The sequence below is a fragment of the uncultured Flavobacterium sp. genome (assembly GCF_951805225.1).
Taxonomy (GTDB): domain Bacteria; phylum Bacteroidota; class Bacteroidia; order Flavobacteriales; family Flavobacteriaceae; genus Flavobacterium.
The window spans coordinates 5,374,768-5,394,356 of the sequence record NZ_OX638201.1 but is presented as its reverse complement, the minus strand read 5'-3'; the positions used below and the strand labels follow the sequence as shown (position 1 = coordinate 5,394,356).

General features: G+C 34.3%; 14 protein-coding genes. 10 read left to right on the top strand and 4 right to left on the bottom strand.

The window, feature by feature from the left end:
• The first annotated feature begins 30 nt into the window (after positions 1-30).
• The 8 genes from porU to WN975_RS22440 all read left to right on the top strand — a co-directional run bounded on the left by porU (position 31) and on the right by WN975_RS22440 (position 12,516).
• Complete coding sequence (porU, locus tag WN975_RS22475) at positions 31-3,867, top strand: type IX secretion system sortase PorU (protein WP_337968428.1); 3,837 nt, start codon at positions 31-33, stop codon at positions 3,865-3,867.
• Between the two features lie 39 nt (positions 3,868-3,906).
• Positions 3,907-5,115: a type IX secretion system outer membrane channel protein PorV gene (gene porV / locus WN975_RS22470; RefSeq protein WP_337968427.1), complete on the top strand. Its 1,209-nt coding sequence runs from the start codon at positions 3,907-3,909 to the stop codon at positions 5,113-5,115.
• 78 nt (positions 5,116-5,193) lie between these two features.
• Positions 5,194-5,676, top strand: coding sequence for a cytidine deaminase (gene cdd / locus WN975_RS22465; RefSeq protein ID WP_099710658.1), 483 nt, complete (start codon positions 5,194-5,196; stop codon positions 5,674-5,676).
• A 158-nt stretch (positions 5,677-5,834) separates the two neighbouring features.
• The gene (gene pdhA, locus WN975_RS22460) at positions 5,835-6,833 is read left to right on the top strand and encodes a pyruvate dehydrogenase (acetyl-transferring) E1 component subunit alpha (protein WP_099710657.1); all 999 of its coding nucleotides are present in this window, start codon (positions 5,835-5,837) and stop codon (positions 6,831-6,833) included.
• Positions 6,834-6,837: 4 nt separating this feature from the next.
• Positions 6,838-8,490, top strand: a complete 1,653-nt coding sequence (locus WN975_RS22455) for a 2-oxo acid dehydrogenase subunit E2 (protein ID WP_337968426.1) — start codon at positions 6,838-6,840, stop codon at positions 8,488-8,490.
• A gap of 156 nt (positions 8,491-8,646) precedes the next feature.
• On the top strand, positions 8,647-10,494 hold the full coding sequence (locus WN975_RS22450; protein WP_337968425.1) for a leukotriene A4 hydrolase C-terminal domain-containing protein: 1,848 nt from the start codon (positions 8,647-8,649) through the stop codon (positions 10,492-10,494).
• Between the two features lie 514 nt (positions 10,495-11,008).
• A complete protein-coding gene (locus tag WN975_RS22445) occupies positions 11,009-11,560 on the top strand; it encodes a carboxymuconolactone decarboxylase family protein (protein WP_337968424.1) in 552 nt (183 codons plus the stop codon).
• 77 nt (positions 11,561-11,637) lie between these two features.
• A complete protein-coding gene (locus WN975_RS22440) occupies positions 11,638-12,516 on the top strand; it encodes a helix-turn-helix domain-containing protein (RefSeq protein ID WP_337968423.1) in 879 nt (292 codons plus the stop codon).
• On the opposite strand, the gene WN975_RS22435 is transcribed toward WN975_RS22440, so the two are convergent.
• Positions 12,513-13,757, bottom strand: coding sequence for a glycosyltransferase (locus WN975_RS22435; RefSeq protein ID WP_337968422.1), 1,245 nt, complete (start codon positions 13,755-13,757; stop codon positions 12,513-12,515). The two genes, WN975_RS22440 and WN975_RS22435, sit on opposite strands and share 4 nt — an antisense overlap.
• Positions 13,758-13,871: 114 nt before the next feature.
• Here WN975_RS22435 and WN975_RS22430 point away from each other — a divergent pair, with 114 nt between their 5' ends.
• Both WN975_RS22430 and WN975_RS22425 read left to right on the top strand, forming a co-directional pair.
• Positions 13,872-14,453 (top strand): tRNA-(ms[2]io[6]A)-hydroxylase, encoded by a 582-nt coding sequence (locus tag WN975_RS22430; protein ID WP_035685975.1) that lies wholly within the window; start codon positions 13,872-13,874, stop codon positions 14,451-14,453.
• A 52-nt stretch (positions 14,454-14,505) separates the two neighbouring features.
• Entirely contained in the window at positions 14,506-17,262 is a 2,757-nt protein-coding gene (locus WN975_RS22425) for an AsmA-like C-terminal region-containing protein (protein ID WP_337968421.1), read from the top strand.
• Between the two features lie 131 nt (positions 17,263-17,393).
• Here WN975_RS22425 and WN975_RS22420 read toward each other — a convergent pair whose 3' ends face one another.
• From WN975_RS22420 to rplU, 3 genes are all read right to left on the bottom strand, one after another.
• The gene (locus tag WN975_RS22420; protein WP_337968420.1) at positions 17,394-18,683 is read right to left on the bottom strand and encodes a hypothetical protein; all 1,290 of its coding nucleotides are present in this window, start codon (positions 18,681-18,683) and stop codon (positions 17,394-17,396) included.
• 105 nt (positions 18,684-18,788) lie between these two features.
• Positions 18,789-19,049, bottom strand: coding sequence for a 50S ribosomal protein L27 (gene rpmA / locus WN975_RS22415; RefSeq protein WP_017497241.1), 261 nt, complete (start codon positions 19,047-19,049; stop codon positions 18,789-18,791).
• A gap of 24 nt (positions 19,050-19,073) precedes the next feature.
• Positions 19,074-19,511, bottom strand: coding sequence for a 50S ribosomal protein L21 (rplU, locus tag WN975_RS22410; protein WP_089353040.1), 438 nt, complete (start codon positions 19,509-19,511; stop codon positions 19,074-19,076).
• Positions 19,512-19,589: the final 78 nt, after the last annotated feature.

The window sequence follows — 19,589 nt, the reverse complement described above, 5'->3', positions numbered from 1 at the left end:
AATTTTAAATTAAACCCGATTTTTCAGCTTATGAAACAAGCCTTAATCTTATACTTCTTTTTGATTCCATTTATCTCATTTTCCCAGATAAATGGCAGCTTCACACTAGATTGGCAAAATAAAAAAGAGATGAGTTTTGGGGATTCAAAAACAACTATCCCTTTCTTTACCGGAAGCAGTTTTCGCTATGACACTACAAAAAAAAACATAACATTGCTGCTAAATCTGAATGAAACGGGAGCGTCAGGCACTAATTCTGTTCAAATAACCAATGTCATTTACGAATCAATGTCAATTGCAGACTTAGGAGATCTTGTAAAGGAAAACATACCTGAGAAACCAAATGAAACGCTAAAAACAACTACATCAAGAGATCGAAAGCAAACTTTTCTATTTCTCTACCCAATTATAAAGGAAGGAAATAACTACAAACGAATAAAATCATTCTCTTATTCCTTCAATAATACAACATCAAAAAGAAGCAACACATCTTCTTTTCAAAAATCTGCAGCAATCTATAATTCCGTTTTAGCGAGCGGAGATTGGTATCGTTTTTACATTGAGAAATCAGGAGTTTACAGAATATCAAAGTCTTTTTTGCAAAGTTTAGGATTTGACGCAGGCAAAGTAGATCCAAGAAGAATCAAAATTTATGGAAACGGCGGAAGAATGCTTCCTTTAGCCAATAACATTTATTATCCGGAAGATTTAATCGAAAATGCTATTCAGATCGCTGGAGAAAGTGACGGCGTTTTCAATAACGAAGATTATATTCTTTTTTATGCCGAAGGAGTTAACAACTGGAATTCTGAAAGCCGAACCAATCTTAATCTATACGACTCAAAATCTTATTATTATATCACAATTACCGGAGGCGACGGAAAACGAATTCCGTCTTTAAACCAACCAACAGCAGGCAGCACACTTGAGCTTAACACGTTTGATGACTATCAATACCACGAAATCGATCAAACAAACATTGTTCATTTGGGCCGACAATGGCTTGGAGAATCATTCGATATTAATCAAGAACAAGAATTTGAATTCAATTTTCCTAATCTTGAAACTTCTGTCCCTGTAAAAATCCAACTCAATGCAGTTTCAGCGGCCTACACTCCTACTTCATTTGCTGTTTCTGCAAACGGACAAAATATTGGCACCCTAAATTTCAAAGCATTATCAGCAAGCTCTGAAACCAAATACGATACCTTAATATCTCCTTTTAAAAATACATTTACCGGAACTGACAATATAAAGATCAAACTTAGCTACAATAATAATGGCGTTCCGGGATCTAAAGGATATCTTGACTACATTAATTTAATAGCAAAAAGAAAATTAACCGGAATTGGAAAGCAATTTAAATTCCAATATGATTTAGCAGGTTCTGTTGCCGGAGTTGTAAACTATACTATTACAAACGCTCAGGGCATTTCTCAAATTTGGGATATTACAGACCTATATAATGTATCAAAAATCGAAAACCCAAATCAAGCTACTTTTAGCTTTAAAGCAAATTTGGGAGAAATTAGAAATTATATTGCAATCGATGCTTCTGATTATTTTACTCCTTTAAAAGAAAGCCAGTCAAAAATTACCAATCAAAATTTAAAAGGAACAATATTCAGAAATCTTCAGAACAGCTTTCAGGATATCGATTATGTAATTATTACTCCAAAATCCCTAACTACTCAAGCAGAGAAATTAGCCAGTTTCCATCGAACATATTCCAACTTAAATGTAAAAGTAATTGCATTAGAAAACATCTATCAGGAATTTTCTTCGGGCAAACAAGATATTGCTGCGATTAGAAATTGCATTCGATACATTTATGACAATGCTTCTTCTCCAGACAAAAAAATAAAATATCTAAATTTATTTGGAGACGCTTCATTTGATTATAAAAACAGAATTCCGAACAATAATAATATTGTACCTATATATCAATCGCCAGTAAGTAATACGACCGGAGAAGCTTCTTTTGCTTCAGATGACTTTTTTGGCCTTATGGATTCTGATGAAGGACTTATCCAGGAACCTTTTGGTGGAATTGATATTGCGGTTGGTAGAATGTTAGTTTCAGATAATGCTCAGGCTCAGGAAATGGTCAATAAAGTTTTAGAATATCACGACACTAAATCTTATGGAAATTGGAGAAACAATTTTGTTTTAATCGCCGATGATTCTGATCAAAGCTCAGACGCGTCAATACAATCTCATCAAAATAATCTTGCCGATCTTATTGCTACCGAAAAACCATTCTTTAATATCGAAAAAATACTTCTCGATTCTTATACACAAGAAGCTTCTGCCGGAGGATCAAGATATCCAAAAGCGAGAACAGATTTCTTTAATGCTTTCGAAAAAGGCGCTTTAGTTTTTAATTATCTGGGACATGGTGGCGAAGATGGTTTGGCAAGCGAACGAATCTGGGAAAAAACAGATGGTCAAAACTTAAACAATCAATACAAATATCCATTATTCATAACCATTACCTGTGAATTTTCACGATTTGACGATCCAACAAGACCAACAGCGGGCGAATATACTTTTTGGAATCCAAAAGGAGGCGCAATTTCAATGTTAACAACAATTCGCGCTATTGGACAATTTAATGGCGAAAGATTCAATGACAGCTTAAGCAAAAATTTACTTTCGTACGGATCAAACCAATACGCGACTATTGCCGAATCGCTAAGAATTTCGAAAAACGAAAACCCAAGTTCTTCCAGTAATGTTGTTTTTTATATTGGAGATCCGGCTTTAATGTTGGCGATTGCAAAACCAAAAATAAATTTAACAAAAGTAAATGATGTTGTGATTTCTCAACCCATTCCAGACTTTAAATCTTTGGCAAAAATTAAAATTACTGGAGAAATTACAGACGAAAATAATGCCATTTTAAGCAATTATAACGGAGAATTATCAACTGCAATTTTCGACAAATTAATTACAACTTCCACCTTAAACAATGATGGATATAGCCCTGCAATGTCATTCAAAACCCTTGGAGAAACTATCTTTAGAGGAAATGCTTCGGTAACAAATGGTCAGTTCGAATTTAGTTTTGTTGTACCAAGAGATATTCGAATTCCGGTTGATAATGGAAGAATTAGTTTTTATTCGAAGAAAACCGGAGCATTAGAAAACCAATCAGGCTACAATAATATCATTAAAATAGGAGGAATAAATGAAAATGCACCTCAGGACAATATAAGTCCAAAAGTTAAGTTATATATGAACGATGAAACTTTTGTATCGGGTGGAATAACAAACGAATCGCCTTTTTTATTGGCTTTTCTAGAAGATGAAAACGGAATAAATACAGCAAGCGGAATCGGGCATGATATTGTAGCAATTTTAGATGGAGACGTCAGTAATCCCTACATTTTGAACGATTATTATCAGACAAAATTAGACGATTATACGAATGGTAATTTACGTTTTCCGTTAAGAAATTTAACTCCGGGATTACACACTATAAGCTTTACCGCATGGGATGTTTATAATAATCCGGTAACGAGCGAAATACAATTTACAGTAGTCGGTGACGACTCACTAACACTAACACACGTTCTTAATTATCCAAATCCTTTTTCGACTTACACTCAATTCTGGTTCTCGCACAATAGACCTTATGAACCCTTAGAAGTTCAGGTTCAAGTGATGACTATTACCGGAAAAGTAGTTTGGACGAAAAACCAAATCATTACAACAGAAGGCTTCTTATCTAGAGAAATAACATGGGACGGAAAAGATGATTTTGGCGACCGAATAGGAAAAGGTGTTTATATTTATAAACTTACAGTTAAATCGAATTTAACAAATAAAAAAGCAGAAAAATACGAAAAGCTTGTCATTCTATAATAATATATATATTTGCAATAAAACTACATTTAGTCCCCAATGAAAAAAATATCACTTTTATTAATTTGTTTTTTAGTTATTACATACGCGAAAGCTCAGGAACTTGTTCACCCAATTACAACAGGAGTTCCATTTTTATTAGTAGCAGCAGATGCTAGAGCAGCCGGTTTAGCAGATCAGGGAGTAGCCACTTCATCTGACGTTTTCTCACAACAATGGAATCCCGCAAAGTATGCTTTTGCAGTAGACAAACAAGGATTTTCGATCAGTTACACTCCTTATTTAACAGATTTAGCCAATGACATTTCTCTTGGTCAGGTAACTTATTACAACAAAATCAGTGAGCGAAGCGCCTTTGCAGGAAGTTTTCGTTATTTTGGTTTTGGAGGAATCGAGTTAAGACAAACCGGAGATCCTAGTGAACCAACCAGAGAAGTAAATCCAAATGAATTTGCTCTTGACGGATCGTATTCACTAAAATTGAGCGAAAAATTCTCGATGGCAGTTGCAGCTCGATTTATCAATTCTAATCTAAAAATTGTATCTGAAGAAGTAGACGCATCATCAGCAAGTTCTTTTGCTGTGGATGTTGCCGGATTTTATCAATCTGAAGAAATCGCTTACTCAGACTTCAACGGAAGATGGAGAGCTGGTTTTAACATGCAAAATTTAGGTCCAAAAATAAGTTACGATCACGATAATATAAGTACAAACTTCTTACCTGCTAATTTAAGATTAGGTGGTGGTTTTGATTTTATCTTTGATGATTATAATAAATTTGCCCTTAGTGTAGAATTCACTAAACTTCTTGTACCAACTCCTCCGGGACCTGGAACTCCTGTAGACGCAAATGGAGACGGAGATTTTACAGATCCGGGAGATATTTCTCAACAAGAAGCAAACGATATCAATTATAAAAACTACAACAATATTGGTTGGGTTTCTGGAATTTTTAAATCATTTGGAGATGCTCCAGGTGGTTTTAGCGAAGAATTAAAAGAAATCACTTATAGTGTTGCCGGAGAATACATGTATCAGGATGCATTTGCAATGCGTTTAGGATATTATCATGAAAGCCCTGAAAAAGGAGCTAAAAAGTTCTTTTCTCTTGGAGCAGGTTTCAAATATAATGTCGTAAAAGTTGATGTTTCTTACCTATTCTCGGCATCAAAAGTTAAAAATCCGTTAGAAAACACACTTCGTTTTTCTTTAACGTTTAACTTTGGCGACAAATATGAAGTTTACTAGACCCAAAAAATAAAAAAATAATAACAATCCAAATTTCTATTTAGTTAGAAATTTGGATTTTTTTTCCCATAAAAAGAAATGAAAGAAATAAGCATTACATCATCATTCCTAGTTTTTGACAGCTTAAACGATTTATCACAAGACATTCAGGATTTAATGAATCAAGCCGTTGAAATCCGCAAAAAAGCATATGCACCTTATTCTCAATTTAGAGTTGGAGCCGCTTTATTACTCGATAACGGAAAAATAGTTTTAGGTTCTAATCAGGAAAATGCTGCTTATCCATCAGGATTATGTGCAGAGCGTGTGGCAATTTTTCACGCAGGAAGTATTTATCCGGAAGCTAAGATTTTAAAACTTGCTATTACAGCAGCATCAGATACAAACCAAACAAAAGCGCCAATTCCTCCTTGTGGCTCTTGTCGTCAATCAATTGCAGAATACGAAATCAAACAAGATACCCCTATCGAAATTTATTTTATGGGCGAAATTGGCGAAGTTTACAAATCAGCATCCCTGAAAAATTTGCTTCCATTTATGTTTGATAAAAAGTTCTTGTAAAAAAAAGCCAAAAAGTGGCGTTTAAATTTTACTTCTTAATAGGAATGTCTTATTTTTGCATCCCGACCTTTCGGGCGCAAATTTGTGGGAGGAAACTATTTTGCGTTATAGGCAACAATTGATAACACAAACAAACTTTAGCAAAAGAAAGAATTCAGATGAAAGAAGTTACAAAAGAAGTATATTTAAAGTGGTACGAAGACATGCTACTTTGGAGAAAGTTTGAAGACAAACTTGCAGCATTATACATTCAACAAAAAGTTAGAGGTTTTTTACACCTATATAATGGTCAGGAAGCTGTATTAGCGGGTGCTTTGCACGCTATGGACCTGACTAAAGACAAAATGATTACTGCTTACAGAAATCACGTACAACCAATTGGTATGGGAGTTGATCCTAGACGTGTAATGGCAGAACTTTTAGGAAAAGCTACAGGAACTTCTAAAGGTATGGGAGGTTCTATGCACATTTTCTCTAAAGAACACCGTTTTTACGGAGGTCACGGAATCGTAGGTGGACAAATTCCGGTAGGAGCTGGTTTAGCTTTTGCTGACAAATATTTCAACACTGGCGGAGTTACTATGACTTACTTTGGTGATGGAGCTGCAAGACAAGGTTCATTACACGAAGCTTTCAACATGGCAATGTTATGGAAATTACCAGTTGTATTTATCGTTGAAAATAACGGTTATGCAATGGGAACTTCAGTTGAAAGAACTGCAAACCACACTGATATCTGGAAACTTGGTTTAGGATACGAGATGCCTTGCGGACCAGTTGACGGAATGAATCCTGTAAAAGTTGCTGAAGCAATGACAGAAGCTATCGAAAGAGCTCGTCGTGGTGATGGTCCAACTTTCCTTGAAATGAAAACGTACCGTTACAGAGGACACTCAATGTCTGATGCACAATTATACCGTTCTAAAGAAGAGGTTGAAGAATACAAAAAAATTGACCCTATTACTCAGGTTTTAGATGTAATTATGGATCAAAAGTATGCTACAGAAGAAGAAATTGAAGCAATTGACCAAAGAGTTAAAGACTTAGTTGAAGAATGTGTGAAATTCGCTGAAGAATCTCCATATCCTGAATTACAACAATTATACGATGTAGTATACGCACAAGAAGACTATCCTTTTACACCCCATAAACTATAACATCATGGCGATTAAAGTAACAATGCCTCGTTTGAGCGATACTATGACGGAAGGAACGGTAGCGACTTGGCTTAAAAAAGTAGGCGACAAAATTAGCGAAGGAGATATCTTAGCTGAAATTGAAACAGATAAAGCAACAATGGAATTCGAGTCTTTCAACGAAGGAACTCTTTTACATATCGGAATTCAAGCTGGAGAAACTGCTCCTGTTGATTCATTATTAGCAATCATTGGTAATGAAGGAGAAGATATTTCTGCTCTTTTAGCTGGTGGCGCTGCCCCTGCTGCTGAAGCTCCAAAAGCTGAAGCTGCTCCTGCTGCTGCGGCAGAAACAAAAACAGAAACTGCTGCTCCTGCAAAAGCCGCAACTGAATTACCAAAAGGTGTTGTAGTTGTAACTATGCCTCGTTTGAGCGATACAATGACAGAAGGAACAGTAGCTAGCTGGTTGAAAAAAGTTGGCGACGCTGTTGCTGAAGGAGATATCTTAGCAGAAATTGAAACAGACAAAGCTACTATGGAGTTTGAGTCTTTCAATGCTGGAACATTATTATACATTGGAATTCAAGAAGGAAACACTGCTCCTGTTGATAGCTTATTAGCAATCATTGGACCTGCAGGAACTGACATTTCTGGAATTGCAGACAATTATACTGCCGGAGGAACTGCAACTGCAAGTGCTCCTGCAACTGAAGAAAAAGCTGCTCCTGCTGCTGAAAAAGCAACTGAGACAGTAAATAACACTTCAGACGGAAGAATTTTAGCTTCACCATTAGCTAAGAAAATTGCTTCTGACAAAGGAATCCAATTAACTCAGGTTAAAGGTTCTGGAGAAAACGGACGTATCGTAAAAAGCGATATCGAAAACTTTACTCCTTCTACACAAGCACAACCAGCTGCAACAGCAACTTCTGCTGCGCCAAAAGCTGAAACTGCTGCTCCTGCTGCACCAAAAGTATTTGTTCCTGCCGGAGAAGTTTTTACCGAAGAGATCAAAAACTCTCAAATGCGTAAAATTATCGCTAAACGTTTAGCAGAATCTTTATTTACTGCACCTCACTACAACTTAGTGATCGAAGTAAGCATGGACGAAGCAATGGGTGCAAGAGCGACAATCAATACTGTTCCTGATACAAAAGTATCTTTCAACGATATGGTAATTAAAGCTTGTGCTTTAGCCTTGAAAAAACATCCAAAAATTAACTCTCAGTGGAAAGAAGATGCAATTATCATCAACCACCACGTTAACATTGGTGTTGCTGTAGCTGTTGAAGACGGATTAGTAGTTCCTGTATTAAAATTTACAGACGCTATGAGTTTATCTCAAATTGGCGCTTCAGTAAGAGATCTTGCAGGAAGAGCTAAAAACAAAAAACTTGGGCCACAAGAAATGGAAGGAAGTACTTTTACAGTATCTAACCTTGGAATGTTTGGTATCACTGAATTTAATTCAATTATCAACCAACCAAACTCTGCTATCCTTTCTGTAGGTGCAATTGTTGAGAAACCAGTAGTTAAAAACGGTCAGATTGTAGTTGGAAACACAATGATGTTATCATTAGCGTGCGACCACAGAACAATTGACGGTGCAACTGGCGCTCAATTTTTACAAACATTAAAACAATACATCGAAAGCCCGGTTACAATGTTGGCATAATTTTCTTGTCAGCCTGAATAAAACCGAAGTGTCAGCCTTAACGAAGTCGAAGGCAACTCAAGAAATTCGAAGGTAATTCATAATAAAATCCCGTTTTGTTTATTCAAAACGGGATTTTTTGTTTAATTTTCATCCTTAAATTCAACATCTCTTAAAATGAAAAAAATAATCCTTGTAACTTTATTCTTGACAGCACTGGCGTGTCAGAAGAAAGACCAGACAGAAAAAACCACAACTGTCACAGACGAGCACTCTTATTCTAAACCGGAATTAGCCGTTGTTAAACATTTAGATCTTGACATTAAAGTTGATTTTGACACACAAACCATTTCTGGAAAAGCGTCTTGGTTAATTGATAACATTAGTAAAGGAAACGAAATTATCTTCGACGAAAACACGCTAAACATTACAAAAGTAACTTTAGGTGACAACGAAAAAGAAACTAAGTTTGAACTTGGAAAAGACACTGAGTTTCACGGAAAACCGCTTCACGTTACTATTGAACCAAATACTACGAAAGTCAACATCTATTACAGCACAACAAAAGATGCCGTTGCATTACAATGGTTAACACCTGCACAAACTGCCGACAAAAAGAAACCGTTTGTTTTCTCTCAAGGCGAAAGTATTTGGTCACGTACCTGGATTCCATGTCAGGATTCACCGGGAATTCGTTTTACTTATAATGCAAAAGTTACAGTTCCTAAAGATTTATTAGCCGTAATGAGCGCTGTAAATCCGCAGAAAAAGAATGATACTGGAGTTTATACTTTCAAACAAGACAAAGCAATTCCGTCTTATTTAATGGCAATTGCCGTTGGAGATCTTGAATTTCAATCTATTGATAACAGAACCGGAGTTTACGCAGAACCATCAATGCTAAAAAAATCAGCTTGGGAATTTGCTGAACTTGGAAAAATGGTTGTTGCTGCCGAAAAACTTTACGGACCTTACCGTTGGGGACGTTATGACGTATTGGTTCTTCCTCCGAGCTTTCCTTATGGCGGAATGGAAAATCCAAATTTAACTTTCCTTACTCCTGGTGTAATTGCAGGCGATCGTTCTTTAACAAGTTTATTAGCCCATGAATTAGGTCATAGCTGGAGCGGAAACTTAGTTACCAATGCAACTTGGGACGATATTTGGTTAAATGAAGGTTTCACTACTTATGTAGAACACAGAATTGGTGAAGAAATTTTTGGTAAAGAAGAAGCTGAAATGCAAGACGTTCTTACTCGTAAAGATTTAGACGATAATATTGCTGAGTATGGCGCAACAAATCCGGATACAAGATTAAAAGTTAGCCTTACGGGAAGAAATCCTGATGATGGAATAAGCCAAATTCCGTATGTAAAAGGATATAACTTCCTAAAAGTAATCGAACAAGCTGTTGGACGTGAAAAATTCGATCCGTTTATCAAAAACTATTTTGATGCACACGCTTTTCAATCTATTACAACAGAAGATTTCGTAAAATATATCAATGACAATCTTATTAAAGGAGACAAAGCTCTAGCTGATAAAATCAAATTGGACGATTGGATTTACAAACCAGGAATTCCATCTAATATAACTTCTGTTCATTCTGATGATTTTACTGCAATTGACAGTATTCAAAAAAACTGGAGAAAAACAGGTGTTAAAGGATTAAGCCAAAAAATAAAATCGACTACAGAAAAACAGCATTTTATAGATTATTTACCTGCTGATATCACTGTTGAAGAATTAGCCGCAATTGATGCCGAATTTAATTTTACTAAAAACGGAAATTTCGTAATCAAACGCCAATGGTTTGTTCAAGCAATACGTCATCAATACAAAACAGCTTATCCTGCAATTGAGCAATTCATGATCGCAACAAGCAGAACCGGATCACTAATGACACTTTATAAAGAACTTGTTAAAACTCCTGAAGGAAAAGTTTGGACAAAACAAATTTTCGATAAAGCGAAATCAGGTTATCACGCAACAACAATTCAAGCTGTTGGAGATTTATTGAAATAGTTTCTTTTTCAAAACATAACTTTTAAAAGAGGCTTTCCTTTATGGAAAGTCTCTTTTTTTTTATACCCAATATTTGTCATTGCGAGGAACGAAGCAACCACACGTGTAACTCGACAAAGATTGATGATTTTCTTTGCGGAATTACTTACGAAGATTTCTCCTTCGTCGAAATGACAAGATTATCGAAAAGCTATTCGGGGAACTTTGTCAAAGTTTACATTCCTCACTAAACAAACGAAAACCTTCTTACAAAAACGACTGCCCTAGCCCCGATAGAAGTGAAAATCCTTTTGCTTTTTTCTTTAAAAAGCAAAAGATTGTAACGGATAGCGGGATTAGCTCCTAAAAAAGACACCTTAAAGTACAAATAAAAACCCTCTTTTTCTCCTAAAAAAACACGCAGGGAAAATTATCCATTACATAGCGTAAATTCTCCATGTTCTAAAATCTGTCATCGTCGCATCTTTGTAGTGTCAAAAGACAAGAACTATAAACAACATAAAAATTAAATAAAATGACACGATTAACAGCTTTAAACCCAGAAGAAGTAACAGGAAAAACTAAAGATTTATTCAACGCAGTACAAGCAAAATTAGGCGTTGTTCCAAACATGATGAGAACAATGGGAAATTCTCCTGCAGTATTAGAAGGATATTTGAATTTAAGCGGCGCTTTGAGCCACGGAAAATTAAGCACAAAAACTGGCGAATTATTAGCCTTAACAGTTTCAGAAACTAATTCATGTGATTATTGTGTAGCTGCTCACACATTTATTGGAGAAAAATTATTAAAAACAGATCCACAAGTTTTGCAAGACGCAAGAACAGGAAATTCTAACGATGCAAAAACTGAAGCTATTCTTCAATTTGCAAAAATATTAGTAAGCAAAAATGGTTTAGTAAGCAATGAAGATGTTCAGACAATTAAAAATGCAGGAGCTTCTGAAGCTGAAATTGCAGAAACTGTAGCACATGTAGCGCTGAATGTTTTAACGAACTATTTCAACAATACTGCTAATACAGAAATTGATTTTCCAGCAGTTCCAAGCTTAGAACTTCAAAAATAATTCAAACAAAAAACAAGGCTTAAAGATAGTCGTGAATTTATTCATGACTATCTTTATGTTTTCAAAAAACAGTAATTATGAGCAATCAGAATGTTTTTACGTTGATAAATCCACAAACTGGAAATCTAGCTTTTAAACTACTTCCGTTTGGTGATAACAGCCATTTTGATCATTTGCAACGCAATAATTTTTTCTCTTTAATTTGGGTTACCAAAGGAAGAGGAAAGGTAAAAGCTGATTTTGCCGAACATCATTTTGAAGAAAACTCACTCCTCGCCTTTTCACCGTATCAGCCTTTTATGCTTTGTGTAAATGAACCAATTGAGGGAATTGCAATTCACTTTCATCCAGATTTCTATTGCATCCATATGCATCAAAAAGAGGTTTCGTGCAGCGGCGTTTTATTTAATAATGTCTATCAACCGCCATTTGTTAAAATTACCGATGAAGCTTCTGCTACTTTTAAAATGGTTTTGGATCAGATGAAAGCAGAAATTCAAAATTCTGATTTGGCACAATATGAATCACTGGTTTCTTATTTGAAGATATTTTTGATCACAGCTTCGCGATTAAAAAATCAGCAATTGGAAGAAATGAAATCGATTCCAAATAGTAAAGAACCTTTTATACTTCAAAATCTAAAAGACGCAATTGAAGACAATTTCAAAACCAAACATTCTGCCGGAAACTATGCGGAAATGCTGAATATTTCGGCGAAAGCCTTAGCCAAAATATCCAAGAATTATTTCAATAAAACTTTGACGGATTTAATTGCCGAGAGAATCATAATTGAAGCCAAAAGAGAATTATACATGACGAATAAAACGGTCAAAGAAATCGCTTATGAATTAGGTTATGATGATGAACATTATTTTAGCAGATTTTTTAAAACAAATGCCGATGTTTCGCCACAATTGTATCGCGAAACGGTAGGTTTTGGAAAAATGGAAGCTTAGTTTTTATTTTTAGCTTCGATCCATTTTGACATGTATTTTGTGCTTTTTAAAGTATGATGCTGAAGCAAACTTCCCATAAAATTCTGCAAACGATGACTTTCAGAATCATTCAATAATGAATTAATTTTTGCAACCAAAGCTGTAGAATATTTACTTAATTGATAACATTCATTAACGATCGCAACTCCATTTTTTTGCGATTGTTTCCACAAATTTTCATCGTGATACAAGTCAACTGCTTTTTTTGCAAACGTCTCAACATCATCAGTAATAAAACCATTCCAAGGTAAATCTGCGTGCATTGCTTCAGAACCAATTGTCGTTGTCATACTTGGCGTTCCGCATTGCATCGCTTCCAGTAATTTCCCTTTTAAACCGGCGCCAAAACGAATAGGCGCTAAAACAACTCTGGAATTTTTAACGACTTCATTTGCATCTTTGGCTCTTCCCATAATAAAAAAACCATTTTTAGACTGATGCAATTGCAATACTTTTTGTGAAGGATAAGCGCCATAAACTTCCAAAACGGCTTCTGGAAATTGCTTTTTAATTATTGGCCAAATCGTTTCTTTTAGATATTGAACCGTATTCCAATTGGGTTCATGAAGAAAATTTCCGATGAAAACAAAGTTCTTACGTTCTTCAAATAAAGGTAATTTCAACAAATCTAATTCAGACATTTCATAAACCAAAAACGGCAGATAATACAGTAAATCTGAATCAATTTTGAACACCTCTTTTAAGATTTTCATTTCAAATTCTGAAATAATAAAAGACAAATCACATCTTAAAATACTGGCGATTTCGCGTTTTGCAACTTCTTCAGACAACAAATCAGTTAATTCGAAAGTTCTAATTTCTTTAAAAGCTTTTTGTCTTGCCGTTCTTAAACAATGTAAATCCTCAGTATCTAACAATCGAATTGCTTCTGGACAATTTTCGGCAACACGCCATCCAAATTGCTCTTCGATCATGAAACGATCAAATAAAACAACGTCAGGATTTAGTTCTAAAATGAAATCATCAAAACTGGAATTATTCAATTCAATTGACTTTTTCTCTATTCCAAATTCAGTCAAATCAACCATAAAATCACTATCCAAAGCTGGACTTGCAAACGTAATTTCGAATTTGTTTTGCTTGAAAATGGAAATTAATTGCATCATTCTTCCACCAGCCGCAGACGAATTTGGTTCGGGCCAGACAAAACCAATAATTAACAGTTTTTTCGCTTGATTCATTTTAGTTGTTTTCGCTATACAAAATAATGCTTTTTTACGCTCATTTGCACAATATTTCCTGATTTTTGGTCAGAAAAATGACTAATTTTGCATATTACAAATTTTTGATAAATTATGTTAGGATTAAAATTAGCTACAGACCCGCGTTGGGTAAATATTGTGGAGTCGAATATCGAAGAGATTTTAACGGATCACGCTTGGTGTGAGCAAAAAGCAGCTTCAAATGCAATAAGCTTAGTTACTTACAATTCTGAATTAGAGGAATTAGTAACAGAAATGCTTGTGATTGCAAGAGAAGAATTGGAGCATTTGCAAATGGTGCATGACATTATCAAAAAAAGAGGTTTGACATTGGGACGCGAAAGAAAAGATCATTATGTAAATGAGCTTTTTAAATTCATGAAGAAAGACGGAAGCCGTAAAGATGCACTTTGCGATCGTTTATTGTTTTCGGCCATGATTGAAGCCAGAAGTTGTGAGCGTTTTAAAGTACTTTCAGAAAATATAAAAGACGAAGAATTGGCTAAATTCTATCGCGATTTAATGATTTCTGAAGCAGGACATTATACTACTTTTTTAGGATTTGCAAGAAAATATACTGACAATATAGATATTGATAAACGCTGGAAAGAATGGATTGAATATGAAGGCTCTATTATCACTAATTACGGAAAAAGCGAAACCGTACACGGATAATACCCTTTTTAAATTCGATTTTCATTTTTACCTATAAAAAACACAATTTGTTATGTCTGGAAACAAAACTAAGTCCATTTTATTAAAAACGGCTAAATATTTAGGAATCACATTTGTTGTTATTATAGGATTATTATTCCTGACTCCTATTGTTTTTGCTGATAAAATTAAGGAGCAAATTAAAAAAACGGCCAACGAAAAACTTAGTGCAGAATTAAATTATTCTGATGTTTCCGTTTCGTTTTTTCAGCATTTTCCTTCGCTGACTTTAACTTTAAGCGATTTAAATCTTAACGGATCAGCTCCATATAAAGACGAAAAATTCATCACGGCAAAAGAGGTTTCTTTTGGAATAAATGTAGCAAGTTTAGTTTTTAGTAAAGAGGTAAAAATCGACCAGATTTATTTATCGGATTCCTTCATTAACGTGAAAGTAAATGAAAAAGGAGAAGCAAACTACAACATTTACAAATCATCTCCTAAAGCCGAAACTTCTAAAGACAGCTCTGAAACGGCTTTAAAACTCGAGAGAATCGAGATATTAAACAGTAAAATAATCTACGACGATAAATCGACTAAAGTTCATTTTGACGCTTTTGGATTTGATTATCTAGGAAAAGGAGATTTAAACAAAGCCGTTTTTGACTTGTATTCAAAAGCCAAAATCGAAAAATTAAATATCGTTTACGAAGGCGAACCTTATTTAATGAACAAAAAAGTTGACGCTGATTTGATTACCAAAGTAAACGTAAACTCTTTATCTTTCTTTTTTGAACAAAATAACTTGAAAATCAATCAGCTTTTGGTCGATTTTAAAGGAAAATTCAATTTCTTGAAAGACGGTTACAACATGGATTTTGTCATAAAATCAGACAATAGTGATTTACATGATGTTTTTACTGCTTTTCCTCCAAAATATATTACCTGGCTTTCTAAAACCGAATTGAAAGGAAATACTAATTTACTTTTTACTTTAAAAGGAGATTATATTGCCTCGCAAAATATAGCGCCGGATCTTAATCTGGATGTCAAAATAGATAGCGGATTTGTCAATTATAACAAAAGCCCTTTTCCGGTTTCGAATCTTAATTTAGAAATTAAAACAAAAGTTCCGTCTTTGAATCCGGATCTTGTTATTGTTGATGCCAAAAATTTATCTTTAAACATTAACAAAGATTATTTAAAATCAAAGTTCTACGTTAAAGGCGTGAATAAACCAGATATTAATGCTGATTTTAAAGCTAAAATTGATCTTGGAAAATTAATGCAGGCACTTGGGATTCCGAATGTTGTACTAAAAGGAAATTTAGCCGGAGATGTAAAAGCAAACGGAATATTTGATCCGAAAAATAAAATTCTCCCAGTTACAAATGGAGTTATTGACTTGGAAAATGGTTATTTAAAAACTCCATATTATCCAAATCCAATCACAAATATTACAATAAAATCTAAGATTGAGAATCAAAAAGGAACTTTTAGCGATTTAAAAGTAAACCTAAAACCAGCTCAATTTACTTTTGAAGGAAAACCTGTTTTTGTTGAAGCTGATCTAAGCAACTTCAATGATTTAACGTATGATATTAAAGCAAAAGGAGAATTGGATGTCAATAAAATCTATAAAGTTTTCTCTCAAAAAGGACTTGACCTTGATGGTTTTGTAAAAGCCGATGTAGTTTTGAAAGGTAAACAAAGCGATGCCGAAAAAGGAAATTACCGCAAACTTTACAACAAAGGAACTCTTGAACTTAGAAACATTGGCATAGCATCAGAATATCTTCCGAAGAAATTCGTCATTAAAGAAGGTATATTTAAAATCAATCAGGATAAAATGTCATTCAATAACTTTTTGGCCGCATATGGTCAATCAGATTTTAAAATGAATGGTTATTTACAAAACGTTTTCAACTATATAACTACAAATACAGGAGTTTTAAGAGGTTCGTTTAAAGTTACTTCGCGCTATATTAATGTCGATGAATTTATGTCGAGCACTCCGGCAAATACTTCTGTTACAGAAACTAAAACAGAAACTCAGCCTCAGACTCAACCTGTACAAAAAGGAGTTATAATTATTCCAACTAATTTGAACTTGAATTTTACAGCAAATGCTCAAAAAGTAAATTTTGACAAATTGAATCTTCAAAATGCTGTTGGAAATCTAAGCATGAACAAAGGAAAACTGACCATGCAAAATACAGGATTCAATTTAATTGGCTGCGCTGTTTCTATGAATGCAAATTATCAGGCTGTAACGCCAAAAAAAGCAAATTTTGAATACAGCATCAAAGCTTCTGATTTTGACATTAAAAGAGCTTATAATGAGATTGAAGTTTTTAGAAAAATGGCAAGCGCTGCCGAAAAAGCACAAGGAATTGTTTCTGTAGATTATCAATTAAAAGGTCGTTTAAACGGAAACATGGATCCGGTTTACCCATCTCTTGTTGGTGGCGGAACACTTTCTATAAAAGATGTAAAAGTAAGAGGATTAAAAATGTTTAATGCTGTAAGCAAAGAAACAAACTCTGAGTCAATGAAAAATCCGGATCTTTCGAAAGTTGATATTAAAACTACAATCAAGAATAATATAATGACCGTAGAACGTTTTAAATTTAAGTTTGCAGGCTTTAGACCAAGAATTGAAGGCACAACAAGTTTAGATGGAAAATTGAACTTAAAAATGCGCTTAGGCTTACCTCCTCTTGGAATATTCGGAATACCATTAACCGTAACCGGAACGCAAGACAATCCAAAGATAAAATTAGGCAGAAAATCTAATGATCTAGAAGAAACAAAAGATACCGAGGAATAAAAAGAAGTAAAATCCAAATTTTAAAACTCCAAATTCCAATTTTAAAGATGTAGACCTTTGTCAAAGTTTAAAACTTTGACAAAGGTTTTTTTTAACTCAGAAGCTTTAAAAGAGCAAAACAAACCTAAAAACTACAAATACAGCATCCCCGAAACATACAAAATACCTTTTGCCAGTAACCACAATAAAGCTGCCATTCCTAAAAATCCCCAAGTCCATGTATTACTTCTTTTCCAACTAAAGAAAAACGTTGGGATTTCCCAGTATTTAATTACGATAAAAATACTTACTCCAATTAGTGAAGCCCAGATCATTTCAGCAGAATGAATCTGAAAACTATAAAACAAAACCGCCACAAAAAAGAGAGTTGTCACGAATGACAAATAATAGTAATTCTTATAATTGCGTTTATAGTTATCCTTAAGCGACAACAACAAAAATGATATAATCAACAAGCTCGTCAAAGCTGTTATTACATACGAGAAAATTATATTCTGCTGCCAAATAAGAAAACCATCAATGATAAGCGCCAAAACAACGCAGGTTGCAAGCGAATAAACACTTCTTTCGATAAAAGCATCTTTCTCTTTGTACGGTATAAGAATTGGATACATATATTTCTCCAAAATTCGCCAAAAAGGCAAAGCACAAATTGCCGCCATAGCCACCACAACAATTTCATAATTATACAGAGTATCTCCCGGAATTTTACACAAAAGATAAAACAAAGCCAAAGTAACTATTATAGCCGGCAGACAAATTGTTTTTACAGTTTCCCACTTATCATTTCCCCAGAAATTATTCTTAATTTCAAAAATATACTTCTGCACCAAATACTTTCGGGTAAAAATCGCTGTCGACTGGCTCCATAATAAAAATAAACCTGTATGAATTACTATTGTACGCAATGTCATTTCTTCTATAAAACATCCCCAAACAACACACGCAATACCTACTAACAACATTTCATACGTTAATAAAATTGCAGAAAACAAAAGTCTGAATAAAGGCGCAAACTGCTTTATGAGAATATCTATCAATGAATTCCAATAATTGCGCAACAAGCCTATTATGGAACAAATTGCAATAAATGCGGCGAAATACAACATCCAATTGGTTAGAGATTGCGTCTGCATCCATAATTGAACAGCTGAATTTTTTATAGGAACGTAGACTATATGAGAATTAGCATAAATTTCATTTGCTAATTGGTTTCTTACTGTATCATTTAGTTCAGAAAACTGATTCTTATGCTTTTGCCAATATACATTTGCATCAGAACCTCTTTTTTGCAAGATCGCAAATTCGTATAATATCTTTTTTTGAGAATCATTTAAGGATGCAGTTTGTTCTGCAGGATGAATTTCTTTTGCAAACAGATTTGTACAAAAAAGAAATAAAAGGAAAACTATTTTTTTCAAAATTTGGGTAGATTAATCCAACCAAAAATACAAATAATTACTATTCTGTATAAAACAAAAAACCCGCTCTTTTCAGAACGGGTTTTGTAATAAGTAGTCTAATGATTATGCTTCGAATGGAAGAATAGATACATAAGATTTGTTATCTTTTTTCTTTTGGAACTTAACAACTCCAGCTACTCTTGCGTGTAGTGTGTGATCTTTACTGATGTAAACGTTCTCACCTGGATTATGTTTTGAACCTCTTTGTCTAACGATGATGTTCCCAGCAATAGCAGCTTGACCTCCAAAAATCTTAACGCCTAAACGTTTTGATTCTGATTCTCTACCATTCTTCGAACTACCGACACCTTTCTTGTGAGCCATGACGTATGAGTTTAAATATTGTTATTATTCTTTAGTAGCTTCTTTTTTTGCTTTTGGAGCTGCTTTTTTAGCTTTAGGAGCTTCTACTTCTTCAGTAGCTACTTCTTCTGCCACAACTGCTTTTTTAGCTGCTGCTTTTTTAGTTCCTCCTGCTGCAGTAATACCTTCAATTACAATTTGAGTAAGATATTGTCTGTGACCATTTCTCTTTTTGTATCCTTTTCTTCTTTTCTTTTTGAAAACGATAACTTTATCTCCTTTTAAGTGTTGTAACACTTTAGCTTCTACTGAAGCACCTTCTATAGCTGGGGCGCCTAAAGTTACATTTCCATTATCGTCTAATAAAAGAACTTTGTCAAAAGAAATTTTTGAACCTTCTTCATTAGCCAAACGGTTAACATAAACCTTTAAGTCTTTGCTTACTTTGAATTGTTGCCCTGCTATCTCTACGATTGCATACATACCAAATTGATTTATTGATTTTTAAGGTTGCAAATATACAATTAATAATTTACTGTGCAATCTCTTATTCCAAAAATA